At 34.7% G+C, this 13,316-nt stretch carries 16 protein-coding genes and 3 pseudogenes; 16 read left to right on the top strand and 3 right to left on the bottom strand.

Going from position 1 to position 13,316, the window contains the following annotated elements; genetic code table 11:
* The first annotated feature begins 66 nt into the window (after positions 1-66).
* The 5 genes and pseudogenes from yeiL (at position 67) to CQZ94_RS09195 (ending at position 3,062) form a co-directional block, all read left to right on the top strand.
* Positions 67-759, top strand: a complete 693-nt coding sequence (gene yeiL, locus CQZ94_RS09215) for a transcriptional regulator YeiL (protein ID WP_105585160.1) — start codon at positions 67-69, stop codon at positions 757-759.
* Between the two features lie 13 nt (positions 760-772).
* A complete protein-coding gene (locus CQZ94_RS09210) occupies positions 773-1,126 on the top strand; it encodes a glyoxalase superfamily protein (RefSeq protein WP_105585159.1) in 354 nt (117 codons plus the stop codon).
* Positions 1,127-1,168: 42 nt separating this feature from the next.
* Positions 1,169-1,360, top strand: a pseudogene (locus tag CQZ94_RS09205) (metallophosphoesterase family protein); the annotation flags it as partial.
* 130 nt (positions 1,361-1,490) lie between these two features.
* A complete protein-coding gene (locus CQZ94_RS09200) occupies positions 1,491-2,525 on the top strand; it encodes a flavin-containing monooxygenase (protein WP_105585157.1) in 1,035 nt (344 codons plus the stop codon).
* A gap of 288 nt (positions 2,526-2,813) precedes the next feature.
* Positions 2,814-3,062, top strand: a complete 249-nt coding sequence (locus CQZ94_RS09195) for a hypothetical protein (protein WP_105585156.1) — start codon at positions 2,814-2,816, stop codon at positions 3,060-3,062.
* A 49-nt stretch (positions 3,063-3,111) separates the two neighbouring features.
* Here CQZ94_RS09195 and CQZ94_RS09190 read toward each other — a convergent pair whose 3' ends face one another.
* Positions 3,112-4,149: a serine hydrolase domain-containing protein gene (locus tag CQZ94_RS09190; protein ID WP_105585155.1), complete on the bottom strand. Its 1,038-nt coding sequence runs from the start codon at positions 4,147-4,149 to the stop codon at positions 3,112-3,114.
* A gap of 159 nt (positions 4,150-4,308) precedes the next feature.
* Positions 4,309-4,503 (bottom strand): hypothetical protein, encoded by a 195-nt coding sequence (locus tag CQZ94_RS09185; RefSeq protein ID WP_105585154.1) that lies wholly within the window; start codon positions 4,501-4,503, stop codon positions 4,309-4,311.
* 134 nt (positions 4,504-4,637) lie between these two features.
* Between CQZ94_RS09185 and CQZ94_RS09180 the strand changes: the two genes are divergently transcribed.
* Complete coding sequence (locus CQZ94_RS09180) at positions 4,638-4,919, top strand: hypothetical protein (RefSeq protein ID WP_105585153.1); 282 nt, start codon at positions 4,638-4,640, stop codon at positions 4,917-4,919.
* A 28-nt stretch (positions 4,920-4,947) separates the two neighbouring features.
* Here CQZ94_RS09180 and CQZ94_RS09175 read toward each other — a convergent pair whose 3' ends face one another.
* Positions 4,948-5,238 carry a DUF3784 domain-containing protein gene (locus CQZ94_RS09175; protein WP_105585152.1) on the bottom strand — a complete coding sequence of 97 codons (291 nt, stop codon included), beginning with the start codon at positions 5,236-5,238 and terminating at the stop codon, positions 4,948-4,950.
* Between the two features lie 125 nt (positions 5,239-5,363).
* Here CQZ94_RS09175 and CQZ94_RS09170 point away from each other — a divergent pair, with 125 nt between their 5' ends.
* From CQZ94_RS09170 to CQZ94_RS09135, 10 genes and pseudogenes are all read left to right on the top strand, one after another.
* Positions 5,364-5,645, top strand: coding sequence for a MazG nucleotide pyrophosphohydrolase domain-containing protein (locus tag CQZ94_RS09170; RefSeq protein ID WP_105585151.1), 282 nt, complete (start codon positions 5,364-5,366; stop codon positions 5,643-5,645).
* 150 nt (positions 5,646-5,795) lie between these two features.
* Positions 5,796-6,569 carry a BcII family subclass B1 metallo-beta-lactamase gene (gene bla2 / locus CQZ94_RS09165; RefSeq protein WP_105585150.1) on the top strand — a complete coding sequence of 258 codons (774 nt, stop codon included), beginning with the start codon at positions 5,796-5,798 and terminating at the stop codon, positions 6,567-6,569.
* A gap of 409 nt (positions 6,570-6,978) precedes the next feature.
* Positions 6,979-8,265, top strand: a complete 1,287-nt coding sequence (hcp, locus tag CQZ94_RS09160; RefSeq protein ID WP_105585149.1) for a hydroxylamine reductase — start codon at positions 6,979-6,981, stop codon at positions 8,263-8,265.
* Between the two features lie 586 nt (positions 8,266-8,851).
* Entirely contained in the window at positions 8,852-9,172 is a 321-nt protein-coding gene (locus tag CQZ94_RS09155; protein ID WP_000429483.1) for a PadR family transcriptional regulator, read from the top strand.
* Between the two features lie 76 nt (positions 9,173-9,248).
* Complete coding sequence (locus tag CQZ94_RS09150) at positions 9,249-9,590, top strand: DUF1048 domain-containing protein (RefSeq protein WP_105585148.1); 342 nt, start codon at positions 9,249-9,251, stop codon at positions 9,588-9,590.
* A 169-nt stretch (positions 9,591-9,759) separates the two neighbouring features.
* Positions 9,760-10,521 carry an ABC transporter ATP-binding protein gene (locus CQZ94_RS09145; RefSeq protein ID WP_105585147.1) on the top strand — a complete coding sequence of 254 codons (762 nt, stop codon included), beginning with the start codon at positions 9,760-9,762 and terminating at the stop codon, positions 10,519-10,521.
* Entirely contained in the window at positions 10,522-11,271 is a 750-nt protein-coding gene (locus CQZ94_RS09140; RefSeq protein ID WP_105585146.1) for an ABC transporter permease, read from the top strand.
* A 57-nt stretch (positions 11,272-11,328) separates the two neighbouring features.
* A pseudogene (locus CQZ94_RS32360) lies at positions 11,329-11,524 on the top strand (PRK06770 family protein); the annotation flags it as partial.
* A 691-nt stretch (positions 11,525-12,215) separates the two neighbouring features.
* A pseudogene (locus CQZ94_RS32355) lies at positions 12,216-12,420 on the top strand (hypothetical protein); the annotation flags it as partial.
* A gap of 46 nt (positions 12,421-12,466) precedes the next feature.
* Positions 12,467-13,316: amino acid permease (locus tag CQZ94_RS09135; protein ID WP_308727705.1), on the top strand; the 850-nt coding region annotated here is incomplete at its 3' end.

The raw sequence follows: 13,316 nt of genomic DNA, 5'->3' as shown, positions 1-13,316 counted from the left end.
ACATATGTCATAGTGAAAGAAGAAAATTTTGTTTACAATTGGGATAAGTTGTAAAGGTGGGGGACTATGAAGAAAGTATGTAATTCTAATAAATTAGCAGAGTATATGAAACAAAATAATATTGATTCATTTTTTAGTAGTGATATGAAACCATATATGGAACTTATATTTTTTAAAAAGAATGAGTTTATTTGTAGAGAAAATGAAGAGATTGATTATTTATATTTTTTTGTTGAAGGAAAAGCGAAAGCATTTAACACATTAAGTAACGGGAAATCTGTATTACTATGTTTTTATGATAGTTTGCAGTTACTAGGAGATGTTGAGTTAATTCACTCTCAAAGAATCACTTCAAACGTACAAGTAATGGCAGATTCTTATTGTGTTGGTCTACCTTTAGGAAAAGTGAGAAACCAACTATTTCATGATGCGAAATTTTTAAGATGTATTTGTGGATCATTAGCTCACAAATTAAATAGACTTTCAAAAAATAGTACAATTAATTTACTATATCCACTTGAAAATCGACTTGCGAGTTACATGTTAGCAGCAGGGGAAAGAGCGGTTCAGCACGGAAACAGAATTGTATTTAGTGGGAATTTAACGGAAACAGCTGAATTGTTAGGAACGAGTTATCGGCATTTATTGCGCACATTGAATACGTTTTGTGATAAAGAGATTATAAAGAAAAATAATGGTTGCTTTGAAGTGATGAATGTAAATGTTTTGCGGGAATTGGCGGCGGATGTTTATAAATAGGAGGGTATTATAAATGATTACACCTATATTTAGAATTTTTGATATTGAAAAAGCTCAGTTATTTTACTTTAACTTTTTAGGATTTAAACTGGATTGGGAACATCGGTATGAGGAAAATATGCCATTATATATGCAAATTTCGTTAAATGGTGCTGTAATACATTTATCTGAACATCATGGGGATGCTTCACCAGGCGGTGCAATTCGTGTGAAAATAGAGGATTTAAAAAGTTATTATGCTATTTTATCAAGTAAAGATTATGCGTATTCAAAACCTGATATAGCGAGAACACCTTGGGATACAATGGAATTAACTGTGATTGATCCATTTTTGAATAGAATAATATTTTATGAGGAAATGGTTTAGAAATTGAGGTGTCATAAATAATTTATCAAAATAGGGGTTACAATGAAAAGAAAACTAGCGATAATTTCAGATATTTATGGAAATAGTCACGCTTTAAAGGCGGTATTAAAAGATATTTCACGTCGTAAGGTCGAAATGATAATAAATTTAGGTGATAGTGTGTATGGGCCGTTAGATCCTTTAGGGACAATTGAAATATTAATGAGTAACGAGATGATACATATTAAGGGGAGTTTACTTTATAGTGAACTGCTCTTTTTATTTTGGGTAGATATTGAATTATATAAAAATAAAATGTTATGATTACGGAAACGCATGAACACATGAACATATATTCATGTGTTTGTGAGAAGGAGGGATTGGAGTGAAAGATATAATTATCGTTGGAGCTGGACAAGCTGGATTAACAATGGGATACTACTTGAAGCAGGAAGGATATAATTTCTTATTACTTGAGGCGGGAAATAGAATTGGCGATTCTTGGAGAGACCGCTATGATTCTTTGCAGCTCTTCACACCAAGGGAATATAGTAGTTTACCAGGTATGATATTAAAAGGAGAAGGTAATGGATTTCCATGTAAAGATGAAATTGCAATTTATTTAGAAGAATATGCAAGGTATTTTCAATTGCCGGTACAATTACAGACTGAAGTTTTAAAAATAAGAAAAGAGAAAGAAACTTTTGAATTACACACTCCTACAGAAATTTTACAATCGAAAAAAGTTATTGTTGCAACAGGTGGTTTTCAGCAACCATTCATCCCCTCATTTTCACAACATCTTTCATCACATATTTTTCAAATACATTCATCACAATATAAATCACCATTACAAATTCCAAAGGGAAAAGTACTTGTAGTAGGTGGTGGGAATTCAGGCATGCAAATAGCAGTAGAACTTGCAAAAACTCATGAAGTTACAATGGCTATAAGTCATCCTTTAACGTTTTTACCGTTATATCTTTTTAGAAAAAGCATTTTTAATTGGTTAGAAAAAATGGGTTTATTGTATGCCGAAATACATACAAAGAGAGGAAGGTGGTTTCAGAAAAGAAAGGATCCCATTTTTGGTTTTGAAGGTAAGGAACTTATTCGTAGTGGAGCAATGAAACTACAGGGAAAAGTAGTAAGTGCATCAGAAAATAACATTATGTTTCAGAATGGTGATACGTATAGTGCACAAAGTATTATATGGTCAACTGGTTTTGTTCAAGATTATAAATGGATTGAAATAGAAAAGGCAGTAAATGAGAATGGATTTCCTAATCATATAAAGGGAATCAGTCCAGTAAAAGGATTGTATTATATTGGATTACCGTGGCAATCTCAAAGGGGTTCTGCGCTTATTTGTGGTGTAGGAAAGGATGCGGTGTATTTGCTTTCTGAAATCAAAAAATAGATCAGTAGCAATAGCTACTGATCATCCATATGTACATGAATTAGGAGAGGTCAAACATTTATTAGCTTTATTATAATAGATTTTCATAGATAAAAAAACTGAAAATTCGCATTTAAATGTTGAGAAAGTTTTTTGTATCGAAATATATAAAAAAATGGGGATTTTTATTGAAAGAAAATATGATATTTATATTTTAGTAAAGTATGATATAGTCTATATAAGATTCGTTTCCTTAAATTAGGTTTTTTGTATAGTAATTACATTCACAGTTGGGAAGGGGAAAAGATTGTGAAGTTTGATGATCAACGTCTACTAGGAATACGATTAGGTTCTGTACTCATAACAGAAGAAAATCAATATTTAGTAATTAAGAAGAAAGATCATTATGCACTATTAAACATACATAGTTTAGAATGCACACATGTCGAAGTGCAGTTAGAGCATATTGAAGAACTGCTGCATGAAGATTTCCAAGAAAGTATAACGGAAATTATCGCACCAGAACATATTAAAATTGTGGTGAAAAATGTTATATAAAGAAAGAAGCTGGGAGAATCAGCTTCTTTCTTTATATCTGTTTCGCTCATTATATAGATAATATTTTTAAAACCTCACCAATAATCCCATCCTTTTGATGGACACCTAAATCGGAATTCGTCATAATAACAGCGCCATTACCTCGGTATGGATTACATACCATCATACATTGAAATCCAACACCCCATCCAAGTGAGTAAATTTGTAAGTCTTCATTAGAATTATCTAGAAAAACACCTAACCCAGTCCATTTTGAGCAGCCTTGAGGAGAAATCATATCTAGTACTGTTTTTTGAGAAAGTTTTAGTTTGCTATTTCCCTGTAAGGAATGAATGATTTCAATAATTAAAGTTGATAAGTCAGTTGGTGTTGTCCAAATGCCTGAAGCAGCTGCGAATGGATAAAATGGATACTTCTCATTTGTTACAGTTCCATCTTTATTATGCCCGCAAGCAAAATCATCGGTTTTATCTATGTCTTCGGGAGAGAAGAGTGTACTATTTTTCATTTGTAGTGGCTGGAAGATAAGTTCTTCTAGTAACTGACTGAAGGATTTCCCCGTAATATCTTCAAGTAGTTGTTCGATTATACAAAAGTTTGCGTCTGAGTAATGAAATTCACTTTCTGGTTCATAATTCATTTCTATAGGTACTGGGCAATATAATGTTCTACCAGAAAGGAGTTCAGGAATTTTAGGTATTCCTTTCTCTAGCTTATAATGTTCAAAACTATTAGGAGGATCAATGATTCCAGATTGGTGACTTAATAAGTTTCGCAACGTGATTTTTTTCTTTGAAGTAAATAGATTGGTAGGGATATTCCAAGATGTGAGTCGATTATTTACGTCTTCATCTAAATGTACGATTTCTTGATCAGATAATGTTAGTACGAGTATTGCGGTGATGAATTTGCTAATAGAACAAGAATTGAATATGGAATCCGTAGTGACAGTTCTAGTTGTTCCAGATTCAAGTGTTCCGAAGGCAGTCGCTTCATCAAGTCTACCATCACGTATAACAGCAAGGCTTAATCCGGCAACGTAATATTGGTTCATTTTCTCGTATATATTGTTACTTTTTAAGTTCATAGTAACTCCCTTCTTTTAAAAACAGAATATTTATTTTATTATACATGAGTAAATAGAGAGAGGATCTGTAATTGAAACAAAAAGAGAGGTTTTAATAGAGGGAAGGAGAGTAAAAGCAAACACTTCATCTTTTATCGATGAAGTGTTTCTTATTTTAAGTTAATTCGAAGTGAACATGTGAAGGAATTTATCCCGGTACATGTACATAAGCCATGAGGTTGTTATTAAGGAAATAAGTGCTCCTTTGTTTTCAATTGGTGCATTGAAAACAAGCCAACCAACTATATCAAATAATAAATGTAGTGCGATTGAAAGAACTACAAATAGTAATAATGTCTTCAAAAATCTTTTCATAAAGTGTCCCCCTAAAATAAAAGGTTTTATCAATAATGTTGTATATTACTATTATACATTAAATGTGTCTTGTGGTAAAATTTACATAAGTTACTTAAATAAAACATATGAAAGCTAGTGAAGGAGGAGCAGTCATGGGATTTTGGATTGTCATACCGATTGTGGCTTTTGGGTTAATTTATATTGCGGAGAAACTAAATAAAATTGAAAAGAGAACAGATGCAAGGTTAAAAAGGATTGAGAAGCAGCTGCAATTAATTACGAAAGAAATGGGGATTGTAGAAAGAGATCCTGAAATTAATAAAGAATTGCGTCAGCTTGTGGAAGATGGAAAAACGATTACAGCAGTTAAGAGAGTAAGAGAAGCATTTGGTTTTTCAATACTAGAAGCAAAGCAATATGTCGATAAATTATAAAAAAGATCATCCATTTGGATGATCTTTTTTAATGAATCATTCGTGTATTTACATAAGCCGCAATTAAAACGTGGCCAATTACAATGATGGGAATAATAATTTTGACGTTAGGAGTAGTGAAGACACTACCGAGTGTTGCGAGGACACCAGCACTTAAATTATAAAGCCCAACAATTTTTGATAACTTCACTTTATCTGATACACGGCGTTCATTGTAACCTGATAAAAGCCAAGTGTACTGTTTTACTCCAATGAAATAAGCTAGCGAAAATGAGATGATTGCTACTATGAATAATGATGGAGAAGCGAAGAGGGTCACCGGAACCACCTCCATTAATGAACTATAAATTAATTATAGTATGAATGTTATAATTTAACAAAATACAATTGTGATTATAAGCTTAATAGCAAAAATGGAGTATTTGTTAGGAAGGGAGATTACATATGAATATTTCAGAATTCCAGAGATATGTAGCAAGTTTTAGTAAAGAAAAAGGGTTTCAACATACAACAATTGAAGAGCGTACGATGTATGCAATGGCGGAATTAGGGGAATTAACAGAAGCTATATTAAAGCGTGATAAAATACAAGATTCGAAACGAGAGATCGGTTTAGAAATGTTTGATGTAATTTGGAATGTATGTGATTTAGCAAATAAATTAAATATTGATTTAGAGAAGGCGTTTGAAGAAAAAATGATGATTAATAAAAAGCGTGAATGGTAAAAGGAAGGTTAAGTTTCAAAGTGTACAAAATTTTGTACGCTTTTTTATTAATGGCATGAAAAATATGTAAGTAAAGATGGAACAAACTTTTGAAATGAATTGTCTATTTTAGGTAATAACCATTTAGTTTGAAAGAAAGGATCGATAAAAATGAAAACGAATATATTATTAAAAGTAGGGTTATGTGTAAGTTTACTAGGAGTAACTCAATTTGTTAGTGCAATATCTTCCGTGCAAGCAGAACAAAAGCTAGGGCAAAAAGTAATAAAGAATGAGACAGGAACAATTTCAGTTTCTCAGTTAAACAAGCATGTATGGGTTCATACAGAATTAGGTTATTTTAACGGAGAAGCAGTTCCTTCGAACGGTCTAGTTCTTAATACTTCTAAAGGGTTAGTACTTGTCGATTCTTCTTGGGATGATAAGTTAACGAAGGAACTAATAGAGATGGTAGAAAAGAAATTTCAGAAGAGAGTAACGGATGTCATTATTACACATGCGCACGCTGATCGAATTGGTGGAATTAAAACGTTGAAAGAAAGAGGGATTAAAGCACATAGTACAGCGTTAACTGCAGAACTAGCAAAGAAAAATGGATATGAGGAGCCGCTTGGAGACTTACAAACGATTACGAATATGAAGTTTGGAAATATAAAAGTAGAAACGTTCTATCCAGGTAAAGGGCATACAGAAGATAACATTGTTGTATGGCTGCCACAATATAATATTTTAGCTGGAGGCTGTCTAGTAAAATCAGCTGACTCGAAAGATTTAGGAAATGTTGCTGATGCGTATGTAAATGAATGGTCCACATCGATTGAAAATGTGTTGAACCGATATGGAAATATGAAATTAGTAGTACCTGGTCACGGTGATGTAGGTGGCAAAGGATTGCTTTTACATACAATGGATTTGTTGAAATAAGAAACAAGAAATAAAATACGCTATTCTTTCTATTGGATTATAGGAAAGAATAGCGTATTTATATGTGAAATTCTGTATTCATTGAATCACAATTATTTACTCAAGAGATTCAAAACGCTTTATCGCCAAATATATTAAGAAATCTTAGTTTTGTACAATGAGCTAGTAAAAGATTCATTTTTATTTATATATTGCTAGACGTTCTTTAAAGTAATTATTTAGCCTTTTGGAAGCATCAACAGAAGTGTACATGCTTATGTATGAATTTTATGGTGTCAATAAAAAAATTATGTCAACAAGATGAACTGTCACAAATTTTTATATATTATTGTGATTGATATCACATCCCTTTTTCTCAATGGATATTATGCTTAGTTTGTAAGGAATGATTGGGAGAGGGTGGGATGATATGTTTTGTTATCAATGTGAACAAACGCCAACAGGCGGATGTAAAGTAATGGGTGTTTGCGGTAAAAATGAAACAATCGCAAGTTTACAAGATACGATTGTGTTTGGATTAAAAGGAATTGCGGCTTATCGTACGCATGCTGCTCAGCTAGGGTATACAGATGCATTTGTAGACGCTACAACGCAAGAAGCGTTATATATGACATTAACAAATTCTAACTTTAATGAACAAGAGCATATTGATATGGCTATGAAAGTAGGGAAATCAGCTTTACGAGTGATGGAGTTGTTGGATGAGGCACACACGAATCACTTTGGTGTTCCAGAGCCTGTTCAAATTACACAAAACCATGTAGAAGGTAAGGCAATTGTAGTTACTGGTCATAATCTATTTGCATTAGAGGAATTATTAAAGCAAACAGAAGGAAAAGAAATTAATATTTATACGCATTCCGAAATGCTACCAGCACACGGATATCCAAGGCTGAAAAAATATAAACATTTAAAAGGAAACATTGGTAAGGCGTGGTATGATCAACGACGTCTTTTTGAAAAATTTACTGGTGCAATATTGGCAACAACGAATTGTGTTATGCCAATTAAAGGGTCATACTCTGATCGATTCTTTTCATATGACATTGCAGGCCTAGAAGGTGTACGAAAAATTGAAAATGATGATTTTACACCATTGATTCAAAAAGCGCTAGAACTTCCAGAAGTACATATGGAGTCGGATGAACAGTTAGTAACAGGGTTTCATCATAATACCGTATTATCATTAGCTCCAGAAATTATTGAGGCAGTAAAGGAAGGGAAAATAAAGCGTTTCTTTGTTATTGCAGGTTGTGATGCCCCAGGAAAAGGCGGAGAATATTATCGTGAATTAGCAACGTCACTTCCGCCAGAAACGGTTATTTTAACAACTTCTTGTGGGAAATTCCGCTTTAATGATGTAAATTATGGTGTTGTTCCCGGTACGGAGATTCCACGTTACATTGACTTAGGACAATGTAATAATTCAATTTCTACAGTGAAAATAGCCGCCGCTTTAGCAGATGCTTTTCAATGTGAAGTGAATGAATTGCCAGTGAGTATTGTCCTATCTTGGTTTGAACAAAAAGCGGTTGCCATTTTACTTGGGCTATTTAGTCTTGGGATTCAAGATATTCGCATTGGTCCAAAGGCACCTGAATTTATTTCGCCTGGTGTGCTTGATGTATTACAAGAAACATTTGGTTTAAAACTAATTACAACCGCAGCAGAAGACATGAATATGATGTTATCGTAACAAAAAGGATGTCCTATATGTAGAGTTGGCTTTATAAAGAATTTGTATGTATTCGCAAACTTATGTATTAGATGCACAGGTGCATTAGTAGAAGAACAAAAGAATGATCCGTCTCCTTAATAAGGAGAGCTAGCCACATTCATTAACTTCGGAATAGTATAGCGCCCCAAAACAAAAATGTAGAATTTTTGTTTTGGGGTATTTCTTTTTCTTAGCTGGATAGGTATGTGGTGAGATTTCTTAAAAAGAAAATAGGCAGTATCCAATAGGTAATAGCGGATTTTTTAAAAAAATTTAAAAGTCTAGTTGACATTCACCGCTACTTAGTCATACAATGTACTTGTAATAAGCAATACTGAATAGCGTGGTTTCTAAAAATATATTCAGTATCCAATAGGTAATAGCGGATTTTAGAAAAAATTTAAAAATCCAGTTGACATTCCATCTACTTAGTCATACAATGTAGTTGTAATAAGTAATACTGAATAGTGAGGCTTCTCAAAAGCTATTCAGTAAAAATTCGCCTTAGTACTCTGTTATACTGAATATAAGTCAGACAGAATAGGGGGTAGAGGAGGATCAGAATATGGAAAATTTAACTGAAATGCTGAAAGGTTCGCTGGAAGGATGTGTGCTGGAAATCATTAGTCGCCGTGAAACCTATGGCTATGAGATTACCCGTCACCTGAATGATCTTGGGTTTACCGAAGTTGTGGAAGGAACAGTATATACCATCCTCGTACGATTAGAGAAGAAAAAACTTGTGAATATTGAAAAGAAACCGTCAGATATGGGGCCGCCTCGCAAGTTTTATTCGCTTAATGAAGCTGGCCGCCAGGAGCTTGAATTGTTTTGGAAAAAATGGGATTTTGTATCGTCAAAAATTAACGTCTTGAAGTCAAACTAGCTTCATAAGATAAGTTATTGCGTCTAATGTTTTTGGAATTTCTTGTTCTGCTTTATAAAAAAGGAGGAAAAATAATATGATGGAAATGTTCAAAAAATTAATTGGTGATAAAAGAGAGTACAAAATGATGATGGCACGAGTTGGGGCTCTGCCAGAGGACTATCAGTTTGTGTTTAAGAAAATTCAAAACTACATGTGGAATTTTTCGGCAGGTAACGGGATGGATATGTTACACATACAGTATGAATTAATCGATTTGTTCGAAGCAGGTGCGGCGGAAGGAAGAGAAGTGCTTGAAATCACTGGGGATGACGTGGCTTCCTTTGCTGACGAACTAGTGGCAAACGCTAAAACCTATGTTTCCAAGTATCGTGAAGATTTGAATGAGAGTATCATGAAGCAATTGAGAAAAAAATAAATGCAATAGATAATACCGACTGATTAGCTGGTTACAAATATGAATTGCTGCCATCGCTATTCAGTTATATTTTTAACTCGGTACTAAGTAGTACGGATTATCAGTGGTACTAAATAGAGAGGTGTAGGTAATCTATCTTCGTAAAACATTTTTATAAGGAGGAAAAAGTATGAGTAATGCAGCAATTTCTGTAAAAGGGTTAAAAAAATCTTTTAAAGACAAGGAAGTTTTAAAAGGGGTGGATTTTGAGGTGCAGCGTGGCGAAATTTTCGCACTGCTGGGATCAAATGGAGCGGGCAAGACGACAACGGTCAACATCCTCTCGACGCTGATGAAGCAAGATGGCGGCGAAGTAGATATTTGCGGCTTTGACGTCCAGCGTCAATCAGATCATGTTCGTCAGAGCATCAGTCTGACAGGGCAGTTCGCAGCTTTAGACGGTATGCTTACCGGGAGAGAAAACTTGATAATGATCGCCAAGTTGCGTGGAGTTTCCAATCCTGCTCAAGTCGCTGACAATTTGCTTGCAAGATTCAGCTTGACCGATGCAGCAAATCAGAGAGCAGACCAATATTCAGGCGGGATGAAGCGCCGTCTTGATATCGCTATGAGCTTGATCGGGACGCCAGCAGTCATTTTTCTCGACGAACCAACGACAGGGCTTGACCCTGAAGCGCGGATTGAAGTTTGGGATACCGTTAAGGAACTTGCCGGCGCAGGCACAACTATCTTATTGACGACCCAGTACTTGGAGGAAGCCGAACAACTGGCGGACCGTATCGCTATCTTGCATGGCGGAAAAATTATTACGACTGGTACTCTTACTGAACTTAAAGAGATGTTCCCGCCAGCAAAAGTGGAGTATATCGAGAAGCAGCCGACATTGGAAGAAATTTTCCTTGCGATCATCGGCAAAAAGGAGGGGATGTAAATGAAGAGCAAAACAGGGGTGTTACTAGGGCGTTTAATGCGCAACATTATGCGCAGTCCGGATACGATTATTACAGTAGCGATTACACCAATTATGATGATGCTGTTATTTGTTTACGTATTTGGCGGTGCAATAGAGACAGGAACGGATAACTACGTCAATTATTTATTGCCGGGAATCTTGTTGATGGCTATCGCATCCGGTGTCGCTTACACTTCCGTGCGGTTGTTTACGGATGTAAAAAGTGGATTGATGGCACGTTTTATTACTATGCCTATCAAGCGCTCGTCGGTATTGTGGGCTCACGTATTAACCTCACTCGTTGCTAATGTGCTTACTATCGTGGTGGTTATCCTGGTTGCGCTTTTAATGGGCTTCCGTTCTAGTGCTAATATTCTAGATTGGCTCGCGGTAGCTGGAATACTTGGGATGTTTACGTTGGCACTGACATGGCTGGCTGTCATTCCCGGGTTGACAGCGAAGTCTATGGAAGGGGCGACAGCCTACTCGTACCCGCTAATTTTTCTACCATTTATCAGTTCGGCCTTTGTTCCTACCGAAACTATGCCAAAAATAGTTCGTGCGTTCGCTGAAAACCAGCCTGTGACTTCAATCGTGAATGCGATTCGTGCCCTCTTATATGAAGGGACTGTTGGCAACGATATTTGGGTAGCGCTTGCTTGGTGCGTGGGCATTATGGTTATCGCTTACTTCTTCGCGGGTAAAGCATTTAAACGCCAGTTAGGATAAGTACACCATCGGTTCGGTTCCTTATGGAAATTAAATATTCTGAAATAAAATATATGTTTGGAAAAGTGGATTAAAATCACATTAATCTTAGTTATTTCCATAGTTGTTGGTATTTTTACTGGTTACACATTTGGCACGTAAGTAGGTTCAGACGTTGAGAAAAAGCAGACTGAGAGAGTTAAAGGGGAAGAGATAATATTTTGACCGCAATTCTAATTGCCATATAATAAATGCAATTTTTATACATGAAAAGCCCACCTATTTCCGTAGGTGGGCTATATCTTTATTACACAATACAAAAGTATACTCTCTTTTTCTTACAAACTTTATGCAATTATGCATATTTAGAAAAAACTACACTTAATAAATATTACATATAGTAAATGGAAACTTATAGTGTTATTCTTTTAAAAGGCGTAACATGTCAATCATTATAGAAGATGTGGCGGCTCCTTGGGGGAGAAGTTCCTTTTTTCTGAAAAATGAATATAGATTCAATATATATAATAAATATTCACAAAAATAATTTTATGTTTTCTTAATTTATTTCTTTACATCTGCATTAATCATTTAGTATAACAGTTTTCACGTCTAAAATAAGGTGCTTGAACAAAGGAGAATATAAGTATCTTTATAACGAGTTCCTAATATAATCAATGTGTTAACAAAAGGAACTCTGTATTATTTTTGTTTTTCTACCGACTAATACAGCTTCAAACAATGGACACAATTGCTACATACCACTTGGAATTAATTATCTATTCATAATTCAGTTTATTCAATCTTTCTAAAAATAAAAAAAAATTGGACTCGTAAATATTAACGTTATAATGAGGGCGTCGAGAGGTAATCTATTACCGACGGAGAAAATATCAAACATTTTAAAATTGGACTGACACGATTACTTTAAGAAAGGTGTGTGCTTAGAAGGGGGATTTATTCAAAATAGTTTAGCTGCAGTGGACATCGCATTAGCTAGCATAAACAATATCAAAACTGCTGGCGAAGTTATTGAAGCGATGTATAGGGTTGGTTGGAGGATAAATGCCTCGCAAATTAAGAGAGAGACAGACAGGTTTAGGTGGAATCGATTACAATGTAACAAATTTTGTAAGCGATTCATTTTTCAAAAATGGTCTATATTCCTAAGCCTAAAAAAGAGACGTAAGAATAGGATACAAGGGGGATTTATTATATGAATGGGAATACTGCAAAAAAAATAGAATTTCAAGCTGAAAATACTGCAGTGAAAAATGAGAAATATCTAGATCCTAAAAAGTGGCATAAACAAGATACTACCTGGGCGTTGAGCCTTTTTGGAACAGCAATTGGAGCAGGAGTACTCTTTTTACCTATTAATGCAGGTTCAGGTGGTTTATTATCATTACTGTTAATTACTATACTTGCATTTCCTGTTATGTATTACTCACATAGGGCGCTTGCTAAAATGATATATGCTTCTAATTCTGCTGATGAGGGGATTACAGGTACAATAAGAGAGTATTTTGGCAATAAGGCAAGTATAATTTTTAACATAGTATATTTCGTCTCAATTTATACGATCGTACTGATGTATTCGGTTGCACTTACAAATACTGCAAGTAGTTTTATCGTGCATCAATTGCATATGAAGGAGCCTTCAAGGGCCATTTTATCTCTTATATTAGTACTCGGTCTTATAGCTATACTAAACTTTGGTCAAGATATCATTGTAAAGGTAATGAGCATGCTAGTATATCCTTTCATAGCTTCTTTACTTTTTATCTCAATATCTTTAATTCCACAATGGAATACGTCAATGCTTAGTTTTTCAAGTGTTTCTACTGCTTCAACAGGAACAGGGTATTTTGGAGTGATATTGATGATACTACCAATCATAGTGTTCTCGTTTAATCATTCTCCTATGATTTCGTCATTCGTTATGAAACAGAGAGCTACGTATGGAATAGACGCTACTGATGCCAAGTGTGCTCAAATACAAAAAGTTTGCTATATCATGACATTCGCTGTTGTTATGTTCTTTGTTTGGAGCAGTACCTTGAGTT

Source organism: Bacillus sp. MYb209 (assembly GCF_002975175.1).
Taxonomy (GTDB): domain Bacteria; phylum Bacillota; class Bacilli; order Bacillales; family Bacillaceae_G; genus Bacillus_A.
The sequence above is the reverse complement of the archived record's forward strand: the minus strand, read 5'-3'. Positions and strand labels throughout refer to the sequence as shown.

Excerpts from the sequence above, each read along its gene's own strand:
- CQZ94_RS09180 (WP_105585153.1), top strand. The coding sequence starts at position 4,638 with ATGGGATTTTGGATTGTCATACCGATTGTGGCTTTTGGGTTAATTTAT.
- CQZ94_RS09190 (WP_105585155.1), bottom strand. The coding sequence starts at position 4,149 with ATGAACTTAAAAAGTAACAATATATACGAGAAAATGAACCAATATTAC.
- CQZ94_RS09170 (WP_105585151.1), top strand. The coding sequence starts at position 5,364 with ATGAATATTTCAGAATTCCAGAGATATGTAGCAAGTTTTAGTAAAGAA.
- CQZ94_RS09145 (WP_105585147.1), top strand. The coding sequence starts at position 9,760 with ATGAGTAATGCAGCAATTTCTGTAAAAGGGTTAAAAAAATCTTTTAAA.
- bla2 (WP_105585150.1), top strand. The coding sequence starts at position 5,796 with ATGAAAACGAATATATTATTAAAAGTAGGGTTATGTGTAAGTTTACTA.
- CQZ94_RS09185 (WP_105585154.1), bottom strand. The coding sequence starts at position 4,503 with ATGAAAAGATTTTTGAAGACATTATTACTATTTGTAGTTCTTTCAATC.
- CQZ94_RS09210 (WP_105585159.1), top strand. The coding sequence starts at position 773 with ATGATTACACCTATATTTAGAATTTTTGATATTGAAAAAGCTCAGTTA.
- CQZ94_RS09140 (WP_105585146.1), top strand. The coding sequence starts at position 10,522 with ATGAAGAGCAAAACAGGGGTGTTACTAGGGCGTTTAATGCGCAACATT.
- yeiL (WP_105585160.1), top strand. The coding sequence starts at position 67 with ATGAAGAAAGTATGTAATTCTAATAAATTAGCAGAGTATATGAAACAA.
- hcp (WP_105585149.1), top strand. The coding sequence starts at position 6,979 with ATGTTTTGTTATCAATGTGAACAAACGCCAACAGGCGGATGTAAAGTA.
- CQZ94_RS09150 (WP_105585148.1), top strand. The coding sequence starts at position 9,249 with ATGATGGAAATGTTCAAAAAATTAATTGGTGATAAAAGAGAGTACAAA.
- CQZ94_RS09155 (WP_000429483.1), top strand. The coding sequence starts at position 8,852 with ATGGAAAATTTAACTGAAATGCTGAAAGGTTCGCTGGAAGGATGTGTG.